General features: G+C 26.9%; 13 protein-coding genes and 5 tRNA genes. 4 read left to right on the forward strand and 14 right to left on the reverse strand.

The genetic code is table 4. From position 1 onward, the window contains the following. Nucleotides 1-277: 277 nt before the first annotated feature. Nucleotides 278-9,595 carry a DUF1542 domain-containing protein gene (locus tag T386_RS0102275; protein ID WP_029513545.1) on the forward strand — a complete coding sequence of 3,106 codons (9,318 nt, stop codon included), beginning with the start codon at nt 278-280 and terminating at the stop codon, nt 9,593-9,595. A gap of 218 nt (nt 9,596-9,813) precedes the next feature. On the opposite strand, the gene rpsO is transcribed toward T386_RS0102275, so the two are convergent. The 7 genes from rpsO to ruvA all read right to left on the reverse strand — a co-directional run bounded on the left by rpsO (nt 9,814) and on the right by ruvA (nt 16,785). Continuing rightward, nucleotides 9,814-10,080, reverse strand: a complete 267-nt coding sequence (rpsO, locus tag T386_RS0102285; RefSeq protein WP_029513546.1) for a 30S ribosomal protein S15 — start codon at nt 10,078-10,080, stop codon at nt 9,814-9,816. A 91-nt stretch (nt 10,081-10,171) separates the two neighbouring features. Continuing rightward, nucleotides 10,172-11,050, reverse strand: coding sequence for an FAD synthase (locus T386_RS0102290; protein ID WP_029513547.1), 879 nt, complete (start codon nt 11,048-11,050; stop codon nt 10,172-10,174). Between the two features lie 8 nt (nt 11,051-11,058). Beyond that, nucleotides 11,059-11,901, reverse strand: a complete 843-nt coding sequence (locus T386_RS0102295; protein WP_029513548.1) for a YcsE-related riboflavin metabolism phosphatase — start codon at nt 11,899-11,901, stop codon at nt 11,059-11,061. Continuing rightward, on the reverse strand, nt 11,894-12,760 hold the full coding sequence (truB, locus tag T386_RS0102300) for a tRNA pseudouridine(55) synthase TruB (protein ID WP_029513549.1): 867 nt from the start codon (nt 12,758-12,760) through the stop codon (nt 11,894-11,896). The genes T386_RS0102295 and truB overlap by 8 nt, the downstream gene beginning before the upstream one ends. Before the next feature lie 79 nt (nt 12,761-12,839). Then, nucleotides 12,840-15,200 carry a protein translocase subunit SecDF gene (gene secDF, locus T386_RS0102305; RefSeq protein ID WP_029513550.1) on the reverse strand — a complete coding sequence of 787 codons (2,361 nt, stop codon included), beginning with the start codon at nt 15,198-15,200 and terminating at the stop codon, nt 12,840-12,842. Between the two features lie 45 nt (nt 15,201-15,245). Next, nucleotides 15,246-16,208 (reverse strand): Holliday junction branch migration DNA helicase RuvB, encoded by a 963-nt coding sequence (gene ruvB, locus T386_RS0102310; RefSeq protein ID WP_029513551.1) that lies wholly within the window; start codon nt 16,206-16,208, stop codon nt 15,246-15,248. Then, nucleotides 16,189-16,785, reverse strand: a complete 597-nt coding sequence (ruvA, locus tag T386_RS0102315; RefSeq protein ID WP_029513552.1) for a Holliday junction branch migration protein RuvA — start codon at nt 16,783-16,785, stop codon at nt 16,189-16,191. The genes ruvB and ruvA overlap by 20 nt, the downstream gene beginning before the upstream one ends. A gap of 133 nt (nt 16,786-16,918) precedes the next feature. Between ruvA and T386_RS0102320 the strand changes: the two genes are divergently transcribed. Continuing rightward, the gene (locus T386_RS0102320; RefSeq protein ID WP_029513553.1) at nt 16,919-17,140 is read left to right on the forward strand and encodes a hypothetical protein; all 222 of its coding nucleotides are present in this window, start codon (nt 16,919-16,921) and stop codon (nt 17,138-17,140) included. A gap of 49 nt (nt 17,141-17,189) precedes the next feature. Here the strand turns inward: T386_RS0102320 and T386_RS0102325 are convergent. From T386_RS0102325 to T386_RS0102345, 5 genes are all read right to left on the reverse strand, one after another. After that, nucleotides 17,190-17,274, reverse strand: a tRNA-Leu gene (locus tag T386_RS0102325). 8 nt (nt 17,275-17,282) lie between these two features. Continuing rightward, nucleotides 17,283-17,358 (reverse strand) — tRNA-Thr (locus T386_RS0102330). Between the two features lies 1 nt (nt 17,359). Then, nucleotides 17,360-17,435: transfer RNA gene (locus T386_RS0102335), tRNA-Val, on the reverse strand. Nucleotides 17,436-17,438: 3 nt separating this feature from the next. Beyond that, nucleotides 17,439-17,514, reverse strand: a tRNA-Glu gene (locus T386_RS0102340). Nucleotides 17,515-17,518: 4 nt separating this feature from the next. Then, nucleotides 17,519-17,593 (reverse strand) — tRNA-Asn (locus tag T386_RS0102345). Nucleotides 17,594-17,919: 326 nt separating this feature from the next. On the opposite strand from T386_RS0102345, the gene T386_RS0102350 reads away from it, so the two are divergent. Both T386_RS0102350 and T386_RS0102355 read left to right on the forward strand, forming a co-directional pair. Beyond that, nucleotides 17,920-19,560 carry an McrB family protein gene (locus T386_RS0102350; RefSeq protein ID WP_051622779.1) on the forward strand — a complete coding sequence of 547 codons (1,641 nt, stop codon included), beginning with the start codon at nt 17,920-17,922 and terminating at the stop codon, nt 19,558-19,560. A 6-nt stretch (nt 19,561-19,566) separates the two neighbouring features. Further along, nucleotides 19,567-20,940: an McrC family protein gene (locus T386_RS0102355; protein ID WP_051622780.1), complete on the forward strand. Its 1,374-nt coding sequence runs from the start codon at nt 19,567-19,569 to the stop codon at nt 20,938-20,940. A 180-nt stretch (nt 20,941-21,120) separates the two neighbouring features. Here T386_RS0102355 and T386_RS0102360 read toward each other — a convergent pair whose 3' ends face one another. Together T386_RS0102360 and T386_RS0102365 are read right to left on the reverse strand one after the other, a co-directional pair. Next, complete coding sequence (locus tag T386_RS0102360) at nt 21,121-22,002, reverse strand: hypothetical protein (protein WP_156935930.1); 882 nt, start codon at nt 22,000-22,002, stop codon at nt 21,121-21,123. Between the two features lie 247 nt (nt 22,003-22,249). Beyond that, nucleotides 22,250-23,247: IS30 family transposase (locus T386_RS0102365; protein WP_051622781.1), on the reverse strand; the 998-nt coding region annotated here is incomplete at its 5' end.

Genomic DNA, 23,247 nt, shown 5'->3' on the forward strand with positions numbered 1-23,247 from the left:
AAACGGCCTCAAACTTCTTGAAGTTTCTGCTCCACACAAGATGTAATTTCAGAAAAAAGCACAAAAGAATTTGTTAATAAAAAACAAATTCTTTTATTTTCTTTTGTTTTTTAAAAATAATGATATATTTAATTTTCATATTAAAAGGTTATTTTATAGGCCTTTTTGTAAAAAGATGGAACTTTTTACATTTTTTTATTTTTAATATAAATATCTTATTATTTAATATATATATATTAAATAGACTTATTCAAACTTTTAAATAAAGAGGTAAATTATGAATAAAAAGACTACTAAAACACTTTTATTGCTTGGATTTTCGTCATTGTCTGTTCCAGCTTTAGCATTATCATATAATCCAAAGCCAAAAAATATATTGCTAGCTCGTTCAGCAGATAAGTCAGCTACAAATGTCAAAAAATGGACTAATTATAGGTTAGGAGCTAATGATTGAACTAATGTTTATAATCTAAGTGAACATTATGGCAGTACTATTTTTAATCACATCAAGCCGATTGATGTTATTAAGAACGGAAGTGCCAATTCAGTGTTTAGCAAAATAGTTGAACCAATGGTTTCGGTTATTCCTTTAACACAAGAAAATCAAAATCTTGAACAGCAATGGGCTGTTGTCTTTAATACAAGAGGTTTCAAAAACGAACACGAAGAAGATTTAAAAGGCCAAAACGGCAATATTAGCAATCCTAATTTTTTAAATAAATTTCCTTCCAAAGAAGTTTTTTATAGTGTTTTGTTATCCAAAGATTTAGAAGTCATCACAGGCAAATCAAATGAAAAACCGCTTGAAATCCAATTTTATCGTCCATGAGAGTATAGTGAAGACCAAAAAAACAATGCATTTAAATCACAATATGAAAATAAAAATAATTTTTTACTTAATCCAAAAGACTATTATAAAGGCTATAAAATTCAATCTCTTAATTTAAATCAATCAAATAATCCTACAGGCAATATTTCTGATCCTGAAAATACAAAATATATTGAATCATATGGTGATTATGACTTCAAAGAACGCCTTGGCACTTTAAAAAAATGACAAAATGATCTCACAGATCAAAATGTATATTCTGCTAAATTATCTAAATTTTCTAGCAATCAAAAGATTCAAGAAGAACAAAATAATAATTTTGAACACTTAAATCGCATTCCTTGATGAAAAAAATATCGTAATGTTGATGACTTTTTTATTAGAGACAGCGGTACTTGGATGCAACTTAAATATGTGCCAAAGGCATTTAGAGCAAAAAGAACTGTCTTTACATTTTGAACTAGAAGAAAACCTGAAAAATTCTTTAAAGATTTAAGGGACGACGATACATCTAATTATTTAGGCCTAAATGATTCTAAATTAGCACAAAGATCAACTTTTGTTTTAGGTAGATATAACTATAGTGAAGTAAATAATAAATCTTATAGTGTTTCAAATGCTTATATAACAAAGGACTCATTTATTGATTCTGATGATGATAAGCTAACAGATTACATTGAAAAAATGTTAGGAACAAATCCTAATGATAGAGATACAGATAAAGACGGTATCGCTGATGGTGCTGAATTTAAAACTACTGATAGTTCATCAAGACCAGACACCAGAATGGTTTTAAATAATGGTTCAAAAGCAGTTAAAAAATTTAATGCTTCTGACCCTAGAATTTCTAATAAAATTAATAGCAATATTAAATTTGTAAAACTTTCTAATTCACTGGTTATAGGTCAAACTAATCCATATGTCACAGTAGACTTTGGATGAAAAGCAAAAAACAATATATTTAATTATTTTGGAACAACCATTGCTGATGAAAATGGTTTCTTTGCTATACCAATTGGAAAAAGATTAGAAGTTGATTCAACAGGTACTATTCTTAATAAATATAATAATAATATTATATTTAATAACATTGAAAAAAGAGTTCCCAAATGAACTAATCTAATAACTAATCACGGTGATTTAACTGTTCAAAATAATTTTAATAACGCAGTACAATCTGCTATAAATGATGGTTCTAATTTCGTTGTTAGATATTGATCTGATGGCAATGATGAAAATGCCTTATATGAAACACCAGCAGAACAAAAAGCTATATTAGTAAAAGCTAATGAATTGCTTACTTCTGATGTTGTAAATAATGAAGTTAATAGGATAGGTTTTTCTAAAGTTGGCGTTGAAAACTTAGCTAATTTGTCAAATGATAATAAGTTAAAAATAATTAATGAGTTAAAGACAAAAAGTGCTGTTTTAAAGTCATATGTGGAAAATTTAGATAATGATTTAACAATAGTAAATAGTAGCAATCCTTCTCATAATGCAATAGTTAAAATTCGTTTTAAAGATAATTCAATTGGCGAATTTAATGCTGATGTTTTCGCTTTTATAGACAGAAATCTATATGCGCAAAAATTAGAAAATTCAAAAAATGACTATATTTCTAAATTAAGAAATCAAATTAGTGATTCGACTCAAGAAGAAATAAATAATGGAATTATAGATTTAGAAAATAAATTTAATGCTGCAAAATTGATAATATTGAGTAAAAGTTTTCCGATCACACAATTAGGTAGTAAAGTTGTTGAATATGAAAATGAAGCAAAACAAGTTTTAGAAAACGCAAAACAATATAAAAAGAATGTTAGAACTCAACTTTTAAATGAAATTGATTTGAAAATTGCTTCATTAAATGATGCGGTTTCGACATTGACGAATGAGGAAAAACAATCATATTCAGCTGAACTTAATAACTATAAAAATGAAATTAACGAGGCTTATTTTAATAATTCATCATCAAAAGCCGATGTTGATTCATTAGCCAATTCAACACGCAACAAATTTAATAAAATAACAAATCAATCTAAATATAAATCAGATGCAGTTGCTAAAATAGAACAAATTATTACTGACGCTGATATTGTTAATAAAATAAATAATTCTAATCTTACTACCGAAGAAAAACAAGATACTTTAACTAAATTAAGATTAGAAAAAAACAAGACTATTATAAATATCAATTCAGCACACAATAATTGATATATAGATGCACATGTATCTACTTTTAATAATTTTGTCTCTACTCTAAATCTTACATCAAGTAAAAGAGAAAATGCTATAGTACAAATTGATCAATTAAAACTTCAAAGAAAAAGCATCATTGATAATTCTAATTTAACAACAGAAGAAAAAACTGAACTTTGAAATACTGAGTCAATTTGATTTGACGAGTTCAAAAACAAAATTAATGATAAAAGTCGTGTTGAAAACGATTCGCAAATTGATAGTTTAATTAATGAAGCTAGTGAAAAAATTAATTCACCACTTGATTCAGCTAAAAGAAAAGATGCTATTAGTAAGGTACAAATTGCTGCTTCAAACAGAATATCATCAATTAATGACTCATATTTAACAAATGATGAAAAACCTGCTTTAATTAATCAAATTAACACAATTTTAAACGAAGCAATTAATTGAATAAAAGACTCTAACACACATAAAACTAATGATTCAGTTGACACCATTGTAAATGATGCAATCAATGTAATGCAAACGACACCTGCTTCATTAGAATCACCATTCAAAAATTCTGTAATCAGTGAATTAGAAAGATTAATTCAAACTAAAAAAGATGATATTAATAATTCGCAGGCAATGATTGATGTTGAAAAGCAAGCCAAAATTGCCGAACTAGATTCATTGTTTGATGACTTCAAAAATAAAATTAATAAAAAGAATCTTACAAACGATAATGTATTAAATGAAAAAAATAGTTTTATCAACACTATCTCATCAGTTGATATGACTGGTAGTGCTAAAACTAATGCTAATTCAAATATAGAAAATTTAGCTGATGCTAAAAAAGCAAAAATTCGAGATTCTAAATTAACCACAGAAGAAAAAAATCTTGCTAATAACAAAGTTGATGAAGAAATTAAGAATGCAAAAACTAAAATTGCTAATAAACAAACTAATTCACAAGATGATATTAATACAATCATTGAGAACTTCAAAGCAAAAATTAATGACGATAATATAACCTTTGTATCAAGTAAAAAGACACAAGCTATTCAAAGTTTAGAAGCTATAGCACAAAGCAGAAAACAAGAAATTAATAACTCATATTTATCAACTAACGATGAAAAAGCAGATGCAACTGGTCAAATCGACAATATTTGAAGTCAATTTATTAATCAAATAAATGATGCTATTTCTAATGCTGATGTGGATTCGCTAGTAGCAGAAAAATCACATTTAATTAATAGTATAGATGCAGCGCAAAATGACAAAACAAATGCTAAAAATGCTATAAAACAGGCTTATGAAGCAAAACAAAACACTATCAATGATGTTAATTCACCACTTACAGATGAAGAAAAAACTGCTAAATTAGATGAAATTAAGCAAATATATGAAGATGCTAATAATAAAATAGATGCTCAATTAATTGACAGATCATCAATATCTAATATTCAAAATAATGCTATCCAAAGCATTAACAATGTTTCGCTTGATTCTTTATATAAACAAAAAGCGATTGAAACTTTAAATAACGAATTAGAAACTATTAAATCTAAAATTACAAACAGCAGTAATTTAACAAATACTGATAAATCGGAAGCAATTAATAAAGCAAGCCAAATAGTTGATGAAGCTATTGAAAATATAAAGAACTCTAAAACTAATGGCAGTGTTGATAATTTTGAAAATAATGCTTCAAGAGATCTTTCAAACATTGATGTAAATAAATCTAATACTATTTTTAATGCAATCGCTGAAATCAAAACTATTGCTGAACAAAAAAACCAAGCAATAGATAACTCGAATTTAACAGAAGACGAAAAAATAGCAACTAAAAATAAAGTTCAAGAACTTAAACAAGCAGCAATAGATAATATTGCAAATTTAAGAAATGATGATGAAATAGCGCAAGCTAAATCAAATGCAATTAGCAATATTAATGCACTATCAACTGATTCACAAGCCAAAGCAGATGCTATTCAATTAATTGAAAACTCAGCACAAGCAAAAATCACTGAAATTGAAAATTCATCATTGACAGTAGAAGAAAAAACTGCTGAAAAAACCAAAGTTGAAGACGCTAAACAAGCTGCTATTAGTGCTATTAATAATAGTAATAGAAATAGTGAAATTAAGAATGCTAAAGAAAACTTTAACCTAAGTCTTAATGATATTAATTTAACATCAACTATTAAGGATCAAAAAATAGCTGAAATAGAGCAAAAAGCATTAGATTGAATTAAAGAATACAAACAAGCTCATTCTTATTTATTAGAAGAAGAAATTGCTACTGCTATAACTGAATGCAATAATGCTAAACAGAATGCTATAAATGCTGTTAATAGTGCTAACTCAAATCAAAATGCTTCAAATGCTTATAATAATTTTGTAAATGTGTTATCTACTATTACATCACCATCAAGTTCAGCAGCAAAACAAACTGCAAAGGAAGCTATTGATCAAGCGATTGATAAAAAAATACAAGAAATTGATAGTTCAAGTGCTACCATAGAAGAAAAAAATAGTACAAAAGCATTAATAGAATCAGCAAAAAACCGCATTAATGCTCAAATCGATGGTGCTAAAAGTCAAGCTGAATTAGATCAAATTGTTACAAAAGGCAAAGAAGCTATTGAATCTGTTAGAGTTTCGTCAATAAGCAAAACCAATGCTAAAACGCAAATCAATGATGCTATAACTGCTAAAAAACGTGAAATTAGTGATAAAACTAAATCATCACTTACCAAAAATGAAAGAAAAACAGCATCTGATATATTAGATCATAACAAAATTGATGCCTTTAGTGCTATTGAAGCTGCTATGACTGATGCTGACGTTGAAAAAGTTAAAAATGAATGATTAGCTAAGATTAATAATATTTCATTAATCTCAAACGAGAGAGCTAAGGCTATTAGCGATCTTAATGATGCAGCAAGTGCTTATAAAGTAAAAATTAGTCAATCAAACTTAACTGCAGAAGAAAAAACTAATGCTACTAATTCAGTTGATCAATTAGTATCACAAGCAAAAACAGTGCTAGAGCAAGAAGATGACGATTGCAATGCTGTAAAAGATACTTTTGTAGCTAAATTTAATGATATTTCTATTGAATCATCAATTAGAAAACAAGCCATCGAACGTGTTAAAAAACAAGCTGAAAATAAGATTTCTGATTTACAAATTACTAATTTAACAAGTGAAGAAAAGGCTGACGCAATTGCTCAAATTAATAATGCTAAAGACAGTACAATTGAAAGCATTAATAATAAAGATGATGCAGTTGATAATCAATCCGTGGAAAATGTTGTATCTAATTTTCATAGCTTACTAAATGGTATTAAAACAACATCAACTATAAAAGCAAACTCTATTGAAGAAATTACAACAGCTAAAAATAATAAGATAGCAGAATTAAGTACTTCATCATCGCTCTTAACTACTGAGGAAATTCAACACTTTACTAATTTATTAGAAAATATTTTAACTGATGCTTCTAATAATATTGAAGGCGACCAAAGTAATGATGAAGTTCAAGTAACAAAAGCAACATACCTATCTAAAATTACTGATATCAATCCATTGGTTTCTAATGATAGAAATGAAGCTGTTATTAACTTAGAAAAAATAGCTGCAGACAAAATAAGTGCGCTTGACAGTGTTAGTCCATCATTATTAAACAGCGAAAAGGCAGACGTAACTTCTCAAATTCAAAAATTATTAAATGATGCTAAAAATATGGTCAATGATAAATCACAATCGCCTTCAAAAAATGATTTGATAAATGCCATAAATGGCTTTAAAACAGCCTTAAATAGCTTAAACACTAATTCAGTATTAAAAACAACTGCTAAGTCAGAAATAGATCAAGCGGTTCAACAAAAATTAAGCGAAATAAGAAATTCTAATTTATTAACAGTAGAAAAAACCGCTTTAGAAGCAAACTTAGAGCAAGCAAAAAAAGATGCTTATAATGCTATTGATAACGAAACTGATGAAAATCAATTAGCTAATACAATTAACAACCATAAAGAAAAAATTCTAGCTATTAATGTTGTATCAGCTAAAAAGCAGGCTTCAATTCAAGATATTGAATCATATATACAAACTAAACATGATGAAATTAATTCTGCTACTAAATTAACAAGCGAAGAAAAAGAAGAAGCTAAAACAAAATTAAATAGTATAAAAGACTCTATTATTATTAACATCAATAGTAGTTCAGCAAATGAAGAGTCTGATTTAAACAATATACTAACAAAAGGTAAAGCAAAACTCGATGAGGTTGTTTCTCAAGCACAAAACGCTGTAAGTATAAAAGACAAAGCTATTGAAGAATTAAATCAATTAATAGAATCTAAACGCCAAGAAGTTGCTAATGCAACACCAAGACTGACTGACGAGGAAAAAGAACAAATAGAAGCAGAATTAAACAGAATTAGTAGTAAAGTGTCAGCAGATATAAACAACGCTAATTCAAAAAATGATGTTGAAAATGTTAAGGTAAGCTTAGCAAATGAAATAAAAGCAATTTTGACTAATTCAGCTGTAAAACAACAAGCAATTGCTGAAATTGAACAAAAAACCAAAGAAAAATTAGAATCAATTGCTCAATCAACTAAATTAACTGTTGAAGAAAAACAAGCTAAAAAAGACGAAGTTAATGCTCTTAAAAAATCAGCAATTAATGACATTAATAATGCTACAAAAACAAGCGATGTAACCGCAAATAATGGAGTTATTGAACTTAAAAACAAATTTATTAGCAATATCGATGCTATTACTGATGAATCTGCTGCAAAAGAAAATGCTAATAGTAATATTAATCAATTAGTAAATGACAAAATTAATAAAATTAATAGTTCATCAACATTATTAGATGATGAAAAAGCAGAAGCAGTAAATCAAGCAAATGCCCTTCAAAACCATTTATTAACTGAAGTAAGCGCATGCGTTACAAATGCTGAAATCAATAATGTAATACAAAAAGCCCAAAATGAACTTGAAAAAATAGCTGAAAATTCATCAACTATTAGTGACCTCGTAAATGAAGTTAAAAAATTAGCTGATGAAAAAATTGTTAGAGTTCAAAACAGCAATTTAACAACTGAAGAAATTGCTGAAAAAACAAACGCATTAAATGCAATTAAAGACAATGCTCAAGCTCAAATTGAAAGTGATAAGAGTTCAAAAGCAAACGCTGAAGCTAATAAACAAAATATTATTAATCAAATCGATGCAATCTCGCTCACTTCTGATAAAAAACAAAGTGCTATTGACGCAATTAATTCAATAGCTAACCAAAAACTACATGAAATTCAATCAAAAGGCTTAGCATTTACTAATGAAGAAAGTCAAAATCTTGTAAACAATATTAATGATTTAAAAAATAATGCTATTAGCAATATTAATCAATCAGGGTTAAATAATAATCAAGTTGATAACTTAAAAGCAGATGCAATTTCAGCTATTAATGCATTGCAAATTGAGCCTGCTATTAAACCAAATGCTAAAAAAGAAATTCAAAAAGTTGTTAAGAATAAAAACCAAGAAATTGAAAATTCAACTGCTTTAAGTACTAATGAAAAAAATAAAATTAAGAAATTCATTAATGATTTAGTTGTTGAAAAACAACAATTAATCGATGATGCAACATCTAATGCTGACGTCGAACAAATTGTTACAGAAATAAAAACAATTATCGACAATGCTTCTAATTATTCAAATCATAAACTCGATGCTATTAAGGCAATAGAAACAGCTGCTCATGATAAATTAGAAAAAATTAACGCTTCAAAAACATTAACTAATGATGAAAAAATCAAATTAGAATCACAAGTTAGTGCAATTAAAGAAAAACAAACTCAATTTATCATTAATCAATGTCATAACAATACAGATGTTGATAAAACAAAATTAGCAGCAATAGAAGAAATTAATAAAGTTAATGAAAATACATCACCATCAAAATCACAAGCTGTTGATGAACTTAAAAAAGTTGCTGATAATGCTAAATCAAAACTTTCTGTGATAAGTCCAAGTTTAACAGTTGAAGAAAACAAGCAATTAAATGAAGCTATTGACAAGGAATATAATAAATACTTGCAATTAATTAAAGATAGCGAATGATCAACTAAAGTTGAATCAAATAAAGAATTAGGTATTAAAACTATTAATAATCTAGTTCCAACTAATTCAAAAGCAAAAATAGATGCTAACAAAAAAATAAATAAGTTAGTAGATGATAAGATCAATGCTATTAGTGATAATGGTACACTGACTTTTGAAGAAAAAGCGCCAATTATTAGTAAAGTTAATAAATTAAGAAATGAATATATTAATGAAATTAATAATAGTACTAATTCAAATGATATAGAAAAAATTCTTACAAAAGCAAAAGATGAAATTGACAATATTAGAATTGAATCTAATAACAAACCCGCCCCATCAGAACCAGATTCAGTAAGCAACGTAAATAGTGATCTTATTCCTTTAATTACTTTATCTATAATGATGCTGTTGATTATAACTACTATTTCAACAACAATTTATGTAAGTAAAAAGAAAAAATAGTTGCTCTATAAAAAAGACCCGTTAATATAACGAGTCTTTTTTCTTAAGTTTCCGAGTTTGAGGTGCACAAAATAACATTTAAGCCTTTTTTAAGGGCTTATATGTTAAAAAATGCATCTCTTACTTACATACCATTTTTAGCAAAAAAAGAACCAACGAATGTAATTTTCATTGGTTCAATTTTATATAAAGTGCTGGAAAAAACCAGTGTATTGGGATTATTTTCTTAAATTTAATTCAGTTAAAACTTTATTGTAAAGATTGAGATCATCTTGTTTTAAGTGTTGAAGTAAAATTCTTCTTTTTGTAATTTTAGCAACAAAACCTCTTCTTGAATGATTGTCTTTAGGATTAGTTATAAAGTGTGGTTTTAAATCTTCAATTTCAGCTGTTAAGATAGCTATTTGTACAAAGATGTTTCCTGTATCTTTTTTGTTTTTACCATATTTTGCAACAATTTGAGCTTTTTGTTCTTTTGAAATCATTTTTTCTCCATATAAATATGTTTTACCCTAGTTTATATCGAATATATAACCAAGTATAAAATTGTATTGCTTTAAATAAAGCTAATGTATTTTACCATAATTTATTCTTATTATTTAGTAAAAATTTTTTAGCACTCAAAAAGTCATTTTCGTTGATTTCATCATCAATATTTGAATTTACAAACCTAATGCTTTTAATAGTCTTAATTCTTGCTTTTAAGTCTTTTGTATCGTTTAGTTCGAAGTCAATAAACTTTATTTCCATTTCATTTATATTTGTTTTTAAAATGCCATAGTAAGTCATTTCATTTATTTCAGCAAAAACTAGGTATATGCCGGTTTTTAATGGGACAAGGTTATTATTTACTTTAAGAGTAGCAATACCATCATGCTTGCTGATTAAAGCAAAAAACGAAAACATGTATAAATTAAGTGAATTAACTAATTCAATGTCTCCTAATTCAACACATTCTTTTATAAATGTTGTTGAAATTTTTATGTTATCACCAATTGTTAATGTAGGGGCTACAAAAACATTTTCAGCTCCTATTTTTTTTATTAAAGTTTGTTTGTTTCCTCTGGCTTTTTCACCAAAACGAAAGTCTTCGCCTATTATGATATTGATATCTTTTTTATCTTGATTGTTTAATAATTTGTCCAAAAATAAATCTGGCTCATAATTTTTAATTTTTTCAAACTCTAAATATATTCCATTTGTAAAACCAAGATTAGCGAGTTCCTGAATTCTGTTTTCAAAGTCACTAAAAATATAGCCATTTCTAGTTTTTGGCATATTTTCAACATCTTTAAAAAAAACTATCACTATATCCCTATTAGTGTTATTTTGCAATTCATTAGCTTTTTGTAAAAGAGAATTATGACCTAAATGAAAACTTTCAAAAACACCTATTAAATAAATAGGTTGGTTAAATTTTGGAAGTTTATCAAGGCTATATATATTAAAACTCATAGATAATATTATAAAACAAGTCCCAGCTCTTTTAATTTAAGATAGACACCATTTTGGTCACAATCAACTGTCGTGTCTTTTGCGACGCTCTTAACTCAATCATTTGCTCTATTCATAGCTACACCATAAGCTGCATCACGAAGCATTTCATAATCATTTGAGCTGTCACCAAATGCTATTAAATTTTTATTTCTATCAAAACCTAAATAATTACACAATCAATTTAAGGTTTTAGATTTGGTAATACCTTTTTTTCCAATAAAAACACCCTTACTTCATTTAGCTGTAACTTCAAGATCCATATTATGTTCTTTAAAAATTTCGTCAGCTTTTTGAGCACAAGCCACAGAATCGTCATGATTCAAGCTACCTAATGTAATAATATGCAAGTGATCTTTTTCAATTTTTGAATAGTCCATATCAAGCAGTTTATCATTATGCGGTTTTAAAAATCAAGTATTTGTGTCCATGTCTGGTGATTTAAATCCATAGTTAATATCAGTGATTAAAAAACTATTGCAAGGTTGAAAATGATTAAAAGTTTCATAAAGAATTTTGAAGTCTTCAAATTCAATTGGTTTTTCAAAAATCAATTTTTGGTTTTGAACGTCATAGCAAAAGGCACCATTTGCTCCAATAAAATAATCAATTGTTTTTGGCTTATCAAGCAACTTGCCAATTGTTACAAATTCTCTAGCTGATGCTAAAACGGTTTTGATACCCCTTTTATGTAGTTGTTCAAACATATTGATAATTGTATCGTTAAATTCAAGATGGCCATGTTCTAAAAGCGTGCCATCAATGTCAAAAGCTGCTATTTTAATGTTTTCATTTAATTGTTTTTTATTCATTTTTGCTCCCTACAAGTATTTGATTAAGTTTATTGCCAAAAATTTTTTTCACTGTTATTTTTAAATTGTCAATTTCAACAATTCCTCATATGATTTCATTATTTTTAAGCATATACTTACCACTAACTAAGTTTTTATTATTGGCAATTGCAACACCATTTTTTAATAATTCAAATTCATTTTTTGAAGGTGTAAAAAATGGAATATTAAAAAGGTGTGTAGTGCTAATTTTAACAAAGTTATTTCCATTTAATAAATTAATATTTAATGTGCCAATAGCGGTTCGGTTTAGTTGCGTCATATAAGCATATGAGTTTAAATAAATACCTAAATCATTTATTAAACTTCGTATATAAGTCCCTTTCGAAACTTTTAATGATAATTTTAACTGCTGCTTGTGAAAATTAAACTCAATTATTTTGGCTTCATAAACTTTTATGTTTTGTGATTTTAAAGAAATGTTTTTGTTATTTCTGGCTAGGTCATAACTTCTTATTCCATTTATCTTTTTAGCGCTATAAATTGGTGGAATCTGACTTTCTTGACGAAGTAATCAGTCGGTTACTTTACTGATGTCTTGTTCTGTAATAATTGTATTTGATGAATTAATTATTTTGCCATCGGCATCGTATGTATCTGTTTGGCAGCCAAATTGAATGACAGTTTCGTATGTTTTGTCATTATGACTGATATAAGGAATTAATTTGGTGTCACTATCAGTGGCTATCAATAACAAGCCAGAAGCTAATGGATCTAATGTTCCTGTGTGTCCTATTTTTTGAATAGAGTTTTGTTTAGCAAACTCTTTAATTACATAGAAGGAAGAGTAACCTTTGGGTTTATTTAGTAAATAAAACATTGATTATTCCTCCTTATACAATTACTAATTAGTTGGGCTAAAATTATAATAAAAAAATCACTTTTTCAAGTGATTTAATTTATGCTGAATAATTATTTATGCCAGCAAATATTTGCTCAGCCGGTTCATTAGGGAACACTCAATATTTGTTATCAATTCTATGTTTAATTCCAGCTTGTCTTTTTTCTTCAAAAATGGATGCTAGTGACACACCTGTAAAGAAAACAGTTATCATAATTAAAGAACTTGAAACAATAAATGCTAAACATGTATATAAATCAATTGCTTTAACAAATGACATCAAAATCCCAAATGAAATTACTATTAGAGCATAGATTATTACATTGTTGCGGAATGTTTCGTAAAAAATGCTATTTGAAATATTTCTAATTTGATCTTTGCTTAATGTTTCATCTTTGTCATATAAATTAATTTTGTTTTTAATAGAACCAAACGATATAAAACTGATTATATTTGTAAATAATAATGTTCATAAAAATGACTGAATAGTAAATGAACTTAATGGTATTCTAGTAAGAATAAACATAGCAAAAGTTAATATAGTATTTTGAATTACTGTTAAAATAAGAGCACATGTGTAGGTTCACCTTAACCTGATCAATGAATAAATGATCATAGCAATAGATGAAACCCCAAGAATAATGCCAAATTTTGTAAATTCAATATTAATATTAATAAATGATGATTCAGCAAAGATCCCTGATAGATTAAATGAATTTCAAACATTTTGTTTGATTACTGAAAGAGTTATTGAAGTAATTACAGCAGCCACTATTAAAATAATAGGAGCAATAGTTGCGAATTTTGATTTTTTAACATAGTCAATCTTTTTATACTTACTTTCTTGAGTAAGGTTATTAATTTTGTTAGTTTTTATTGCTAATAATTTAAGATGGTTATCAGCTATATCGGTATTAATAAACAATGAAGTAATAAAACGATTTATTATAAGCATTGAAATAAGGGCAAAAATAGATGAGAAGGCCACCATAATAGAAAAGCTTTGCATATTAGGTGTTCCTAAAAAGAATGAGATAATTGATAAAATTAACGAAATTATGAATATATCAAGCATATTAAAGAAATTTCTATTTCATGCTGTTTTAAAGGCTTTTTTAGTCCGCTTCTTGCCTTTATATATTTCATATTTTAAATCATTAAATATAACAGCTAATGGAATAATTCCCATGATAATACCAACTGTTAATCCAACAAAACTTGATGGTGAATATTCGCCCCTTAATACAGTAAACATTTGTAATGTTAAGAATATATATAGAGCAACAGGAATAGTGCTTAGCGCACCAAGAAGCCCATAATTAACCATAAGCGCAATAGCAATAATTGATATTACAACTACAAAAGCAATAATTACATATTTAAAATTAAATTGTGACTTTTCTTTTGTAAAAAACAAAGGTTGACTGTGAATGCTAAGACTTAAATTTTTGTTAGCACCGAAGTTTATACTTGATGCTAATGATTCAGCGTGAGTTCTATTAGAAGTTGATAGTTGAATAGTAAAAGTTTTATTATTCATTGATTGATTAACTTTAGAAATATTTACTAAATATTTACTACCATCAAATTGAAATTTTTTAACTGCATTAAGTTTTTTATGTTTATCATCTCATGGTGTGTTGTTAACGAATGTGAAGTTAGCAGCATTTTGATTAGCAGCATTTCAATCATCTTTATAAAGTGGTGAATTAGCTAATTTATAAAGATCATCTAAGTTAGACCACATAAACATTATTTGGCCAGGAGTTTTAGAAATATGCTCAGTTGCTTTTTTTCATTCTAATACTGCGGCATTACTCTCTAATTCTAATTGCAGTTGATATTTACCAGTTATTGGGTTGTATCTAACTACTGCACTGTTTTCTTTAATAGGTGTTATGTATTTTTCAATATTATTGTAATCAATTTTAACTTTTGAATTTGGATCAGGTTTTACAAATTGACCATTTGTAAAAAGAGGATTTAAATTCATGTCAGTTAAGATTAAGTTACTCTTTTTAACTAATGAATTTTCAAACTCTTTTAATTTTTCAGTATCTTTAATTAATTCATTTTTGGACACTTCAATAATTCCATTGCCTTTTGCTACAACAGAAGTTGAAAAGTCATTTTTTGTAGAAAAACGATATTTCAAAGAGTTAGATATATCAATTAATTCTCTATTACTTGGGTTTAAACTTTTACCATCTTTGCTAATTCTCGCCTCAATTTGGTATCTCATGCCTTCGCCATATTCAATTGATCTATTGGTTTGTTTGGTAATTGAAAATACAAAACCACAAACAATAGCAGCAATAATTCCAATGATTGAGAAAGACAAAAGCAATCATCTTTTTGGATTGCTAGGCGCAAAAAGTCGTTTTCAAAAGTTTTTAAAATTCATTCAAAAGTTTTGCATAATGTCTTATATTATATATAAAACTTAAAATTTACTTTATATTAATTATTTATAGACATTTAAGTTATTTTTTAGTAAATAGTCAATTCCTTTTGATGTAATTTTTCTCCCTCTTGGTGATTTTTCCAATAAATGTAAATGCAACAAATTAGGTTCAATATCATTAATAATATTGTCTTTGCTTATATTTAAAATTCCCGCAATTGCATCTAATGCAATGTATTTATTATAAAAAGAGTCTTTGAGTAATGATAAGTATTCTATGTGTTCTCTATGAAGTCCTAAATCGTATAAATCCAAATATTTAAATGTTAAATATGTTGTTTTAGCATCAATTATTTCCTGATTATTTTTGATTGAGAAATCATAAGCTCTTTTTAATAAGTGATTTGCTACTCTTGGTGTCCCATATGAGTATTTGGCAATTAATGGTAATACATCATTATCTGTCTGTATATCCATTTTATTTTTGCTATTTTCTAAAATTGTAATAATTTCATTATCACTATAATGACTTAATCGTGCTACAAAACCAAATCTATCTTTAAATGGTTGACTTAGGAGATTAATTTTTGTTGTTGCTCCTATTAGAGTAAATGGCTTTAGGTTCATTCTCATAACCTTTGAATTTCCTTCTGGCCCTATAATTAAGTCAATTTTGAAGTCTTCCATAGCGTTATAGATAATTTCTTCAATGTTCTTATTGATACTATGTATTTCATCAATGAATACAATGTCATGTTCATTTAAATTAGCAAAAACACTAAGCACATCAGATTTTTTCTCCAACAGGCCGCCTTGCAAATAGTGTACTTTTTTATTAATTTCATTGCCTATAATAGTAGCAAGTGTGGTTTTGCCCGTTCCAGGTGGCCCATAAAAAAGAATATGATCCAAAACCTCATTTCTATGTTGTGAGCCCTCAATCATAGTTTTAAGTGTAACTAATAACTTATTTTGCCCTATGAATTCATCAAATTTTAAGGGTCTAAGCTGTAGGTGATTCATAATTTTGATTAGACATAATTTTTATAGCATCTTCAATCATTTTTTCAATGTTGTCAGTTGATTCAACATTTAAAAGAGCATTGTCAATTTGCTTGCTTTTAAATCCAAGCATTTTTAATGTATCTTTAGCTTCATTAATTATGTTTGTTGCCTTAGTTATTTTGTTAGCTTCATTAGGATTTATCATTTTTGCTCATTTACCTTGTAATTCAGCCACAATCAAACGCACTATTTTGATATTTAGGTATGGAATTTCAACTAGTGCGTTAATATTTCCTTCTGCTATTAATGCTGAAACCTTCTCAAAACCTTGATTCAATATATTAAATGCTGCTCTTGGGCCTATACCATTTAAACCAATTAAATCTATAAATAGTAATCTTTCTTTAAAATCTTTAAAAGCATATGTAGCTCAGTAATAATCGTTTTTTATTTCAAAAAGATATAGTTTGCACTTTTGTTTTGCTTCAACTCTTTTTGAATCGGGCATAATTAAGCTATAACCTATTCCTTGACTTTCAAAAATAATATTTGAGTTATTCTTGTGAACAATTTCACCAATTCTATATAAAATCATTTTTTAACCTCCAACATTGAATTTTGAAAAATGACTTTATAGATTACAAAAGGAAAAATATAGGAAAATTCACAATATATTTTTATATTTTTTTGCTTTTCGATAGCGCCAATATTTATAAAGTTATAAAAGCATGAAAAGAGAAAAATGGAGTTTTAAAAAGATTAAATCACTGGTTAATAAATATAATTGCAGAATTGATTCAATAGATTGCGACAATAATAAAATATTCGTTAATTTAAGCAAATATGATAATTTTATTGGTTCAATTGCAATAGATTCAAATAATTTAATAACATCAGTTAGATTAAATAAGCATTTAAATTATTTAGTAGGTTCATTATCTAATAATTAAAAAAGATACAAAAAAATACCCTTATGGGCATTAAAGTAAAGAGAAATTCTGGTGCGCGGGGAGGGACTTGAACCCTCATGCCTTGCGGCAATAGAGCCTAAATCTATCGTGTCTGCCAATTTCACCACTCGCGCACATTTAATGGTGCCGTCTATAGGACTCGAACCTACGACCTACTGATTACAAGTCAGTTGCTCTACCAACTGAGCTAAGACGGCATGGTGGAGAATGAGGGGCTCGAACCCACGACCTGCGCCTTGTAAGGGCGATGCTCTCCCAGCTGAGCTAATTCTCCAAATGGTAGTCTGTACGGGAATCGAACCCGTGCGTGCATGGATGAAAACCATGTGTGTTAACCGCTTCACCAACAGACCATAATGGCGCCGATTACAAGGATCGAACTTGTGACCAACTGGTTAACAGCCAGCTGCTCTACCGCTGAGCTAAATCGGCATTTTTTTGCTATGAATTTTTAAAGCTAATTTATTATATATAAAAAAGTTTTTTTCAAAAATAAATTATATAAATTAATTAGTGCAAAAACAAACCTTCATTTTACCTAAAAAACAGCTAGATTGTATAAATCTAGTTGTGCTTTCTATTTGTGATTATGTATAATTTTTATCATTAAAAATAGTAACAAATATTAGTTATTATCACAAATTATTATTAATTTTTAAAGTGGTGTATTTAACCACTTTTAATTTCTAAATATAAACAAGAATACTAATTTACTATTTTTAATATTTATAAATGTAGGAATTAAAGGAAATATATTTATGAGTATAAAAAATGAAGAAATATCACTAAACACTATTTTATGTGGTCCACCAGGAACTGGTAAAACATTCAATGCAAAAATAAGAGCAGTGCAAATTTGTATGGGGTGAGATGATCAAACAATTGCTGAAAAAGACATATTGCATGAATATAATAATTTAATTAAAGACGGGCGCATTCAATTTATCACATTTCATCAATCATATAGTTATGAAGATTTTATAGAAGGTATTAAACCGGTAATAGAAAATGACACTGAAAACGAGAATGAAACAGGAAACGATAACTCTAATATTCATTATAAAATCGAGAATGGAATTTTCAAAAACCTTTGTAAAACAGCAGAATTCGATAGATGTGAAGAGAAATGGTTAAAAACATATGAAAATGGTGATGAAATAAAAATATTAAAAAATGGTGACATTCATATATGAAGAACAGCAATGTCAAGTTGGAATGAAAATAAAGAATCTTACAAGAAATTTGTAGAAAATTGTTTTAAGAATAGCGAGGCAAACATTACAACTCATTGTGGTGATAAGGTTATTGAGGTTTTTAAAAAGGAACCTAAAAGAGGGGATATTATTTTATCATGTAGTTACGTTATGCAAAATTCCGAGATTTTTGCTAACAAAATTGGCATAGTTTTGAATGATGATATAGACGGTAGTGAGCCGTATATAGAAAATCCTAAACATACAACCTTAAAGCGAAAAGTTAAATGATTATCTAAAATAAATGATGAAAAAATATTTAATTTGAAATTATCGGATGATAAAAATAGAGAAAACGTCAAAAACGGAGCAACATTTTTTCAAATAAATAAAGATTCTAAAAGCAAGGATTTTAAATCTATAATTACAGAAATTGAAGATAAAATGAAGGTTCATAATTATGAGATAAAAGAGTCCATTAAACCATATGTACTAATAATTGATGAAATAAATAGAGGAAACATTTCAAAAATTTTTGGTGAACTAATTACATTAATGGAAGATTCTAAAAGAATGTGAAATAAAGAAGGCATGACAACTATACTTCCTTATTCAAAGGAATATTTTTCTATCCCAAATAATTTGTATATTTTAGGTACAATGAATACGGCCGATAGATCCATTAGTTTAATGGATACAGCGTTAAGAAGAAGATTCAATTTTGAAGAGATGATGCCTGATTATAATTTATTAAAAGACATAATGATTAAGGACAAAGATGGCAATGATTTTAAAATCAATATTGAAGCATTATTAAGAACCATAAATGACCGCTTAGAATTCTTACTTGATAGAGATCATACTATTGGACATGCATATTTTGTTCCTTTAATCGATAGACCAACAATTAATCAATTGTCGTCAATTTTCAAAAATAAAATTATCCCCTTACTTCAAGAGTATTTTTATGATGATTACAGTAAGATACTACTAGTACTAGGTGACAACGCAAAAAATGATGGAGACTATCAATTTATTAAAATTGAATCAAAAAACAATATATTTTTTAAAAACAGTGTAGGCACTAATGATGAAGAAATTCCTAATGCAAAAATATTTAAAATAAATGATAAGGCATTTGACAAACCTGAAAGTTACATTCAAATTTATTCTCATTCTGAAAAACAATCAGCCGACGGAAATTAGTTTCATATGAAATATATAAGTGTTAAAGAATATGAAGAATTAGATTATGAAAAATTAAAAGATAAGCTGATAAATGCTGGGGTAATTAGAGCTGGCGATATAGAGAAATCTAATGAATACTTTAATGAGTTAGTTAATTTAGCAGAACAATTCAAATTTAGTTATAAAACAGATGTTAAATATGTTTATCAAGTAATAAAAAATCAAAATAAAACATATATAAAATTTCAAAATTTTGTTGGAATAATTCAATTAAAGTCTGGTTTGCAAATTGAGATTCTTCCAAAAATTTACATAAGTGAAAATTGTAAAACTAAAGCAAAAGAAAATCTTGAAAACACAACTAAAAACATTTTGATAAAAATGATATGCTCCCTAAATAATTTTTCACTAATCACAAATATTAATAATATTTCTAATTTAAATGTTAGTAATATGAATTTTTATGAAATTTTCATAAATATATTCTTAAAAGAGACTGAAAAACTCATTAAACTTGGTCTAAAATCTTCATACATTGAAAGTGAAATTAATTCAAATACTTTGAAAGGAAAGTTAATTTTTAGCAAGCATTTTAGACATAATTTGATAACTAAAAATAAGTTTTTTATATCATATGACGATTACAATTTAAACAGACCAGAAAATAAATTAATTAAATCTGCGCTATTAAAAATATTGACTTTATCATCAAATGCTATGAATCATAAGATTTGTTCCTTGCTTTTAAAACGTTTTCAAAATATAGAAAAATCTATAAACATTGACGCTGATTTTTCAAAAGTTGTAATAGATAGAACCACAAAAATATATAGCAACCTATTAAGCTGAGCTAAAATTTTTCTAAAAAGCAAATTTATATCAATTTTTACCGGTGACAATATTGTTCCAAATTCATTTGTTCTGCCTATGGAGGAATTATTTGAACAATATGTAGGCAAATATATAAAAAGAATATTTAATAACACTGTTTATTTACAAGATCAAAGTAAGCATTTATTTAAAAAATATGAATCAAACAATGAAAAAGACATGTTTCAATTGCGTCCTGATATCGTATTTTACATAACAAATAATAATCAACAAAAGCCAATAATAATGGACACAAAATGAAAAGTAATAAATAACGAAGCAGATATAAGCAGAACTGATATATATCAAATGTGTGCTTATTCAATTGGTTATCAAAGCAAAAATTTATATCTGCTATATCCAAAAGTTTCAAATAATCAAGGAAAAATTGAATATCACTATAAAAAAGGCGATACTACGCTAACTATATTTTTTATTGATCTTCTCAATATTAATGAAAGCATAGAAAAACTAAAAAGCGAAGTAGAAAATAAACAACCTTATTTTTTAAAAGCTCAGAAAATTTAATTCAAATATGATTTCTGCTATAAATACATGATAAATAAGTGCTTTTTATAGCACTATTTTTGCATAAACAGATGAATTACATATTAATTAATTTAACTTTAAATTACCTAATTTCATTGTTTTATAGGCAAATAATAAAAAAAGATATCTATTTAAAAAGACCATTTTTGAAAAAGTAATTTATCTAGGAGTTCGTGTGGTTAATAATAATTTTGAGACAAAATTATACATAGCATCAAGATTAGCAGGAGAAATAGTATAGATTTTATTAAATGTTATGCTAATCATATTTAACAAATCAAGCATAGGTTTAGATAGATTTGGATTAGAGGTTTTATACTTATCAATTTGTTCTGATAAAGTTGATTTAACAATTTCAAATGAATTTTTAATAAATGATGAGTCAAATTCTTCACCAGATAATAATTGATTGTTGAGTGTATAGCCAACTCTTGTGAGCATTAGGTAATATAGTATATTTTTATTTCTAATAATTGGTATATCATTTTCAGCAACATAAAGGTTGTTTTCTATTTTTTCAAAAAATGATTTGCCAATTTCAGGGAAATTATCAGTTAAGTATTGTTCTATAGCAAAATGACTATTATCAACAAATAAAGCATCCATAATTTCTAAAAATAAAAAGGTTGAATTTTGAATTGTACTTGATAAAAAGTTCATCGTATCATTTAAATGAATGTTTTTTTGAATACCAGAAGCAAATTGTTCAATAAAACGCTTGTAAATTGGCAAAATAATTTCTTCATTAAAAACAATATCTGCATATACAGAACCACTGATGTTGTCTCTATAATTAACAATTATTCACATATCGTAATTTTCTTTTTGAAAATTTGCATAATATTCTTTAATAACAGTCAAATATTCAACAATCAAATTTTTGGCTGTATAGGCATAATTTTTAATAATATTTAATGAATTTGAAGCATCTAATATCATTTCCTTTTCTAAAATTATGTTTTCAAATTCATATGCTAGCGCATTAGTAATATTTTTAATATTTTTGTCTGATTCTCTTCTAAAGTCATTGATTCAAATCATTTCTTCTCTTGATAAATATTCCATATTTAAATTATAGCATCTACACATTTGTTTATTAGTAAAAACTACTCAATATTTTATTAATGTAAATTCCAAAAGTAAAATACGCCTTCATTAAGTACTTGTTAAATATTACTAAATTTATGGTTTCTATATTCTTTTTTAAGGTGAAAAACTAAAAAAGAATATAGAAAACAAGGCCCCTAGGGGCCGGCGCCCTCAAAAAACAGTAATTTTTTAATAAAATTTACATTGATAAAGCATTTGAAACACAATTCTTACTATATATTTTTCTAGCATATGAATTGATATATTCCATAACTTTTGATGTGTCTTGCCCGACATATTTATCAAGTGATTTTCCTTTTGGAAAGTATCTTCTTAACAAGCGATGGCAATTTTCAATGCTGCCTTTTTCTGATGAAGAATATGGATGACAATGATAAATAGCCTTTATGCAATCAATTTCTGAAAGTCTATAATTTTCGCTTCCATTATCAATTGTCAAGGTATTAATAGTTAAATGATATTTATCTATCATTGATATTAATGCTTGTTTAACTGCTAGGGCAGATCGCCGTACAATTGTAAAATAAAACATTCTTGTTTTTCGATTAATAAGTGTAAGAATACAGTATTTATCGGAAGTAGTTCCAATCACTGTATCTAATTCATAATCATTATCATTTAGTCTTTGATTAACAGATTCAGGTCTTTCAGTAATCAATTCTCCAATGCTTTTTTTCTTAACATCTCTTTTGATTACATTTTGTTTTTTCTGACCTTTGCCACGTGATAAATAAGGAAAAATGTCTAATTTATTCGATATTTCCTTATGTTTTTTAAGAAAACGGTAAAAAGCTGACACAGATGGTATATATACTGTATCAAGTTTATTTTCCTTTTTCATCTCTTGTTTAAATTGAAAAATAATATTTTGTACTGACTCCTCAACGGCTTTTTCGTTTAGATCTTTGCTATTTTTATACTTCATAAAATATTTGAATTTTTTAATAAAGAATTCAAGAAATGGATCTCATTTGCTGAGGATTTTGCGATTATTAGATGTTTTTTTACTATCATGTCTTGTAGCAAGTGCATGAATAAATTGGTATACACTAATGAGAATCACATGTTCATTTTTTAATTTTTGACCACATGTTTTGCATTTTTGCTGGCAATGTTTTCCTAAATAGGTTGAGTTAATTTGTGCTCTTTTAAGAGCTGTTTTAACACTTCTATTAG

The sequence above is a fragment of the Mycoplasmopsis primatum ATCC 25948 genome, assembly GCF_000702785.1.
Lineage (GTDB): Bacteria > Bacillota_I > Bacilli_A > Mycoplasmatales > Metamycoplasmataceae > Mycoplasmopsis > Mycoplasmopsis primatum.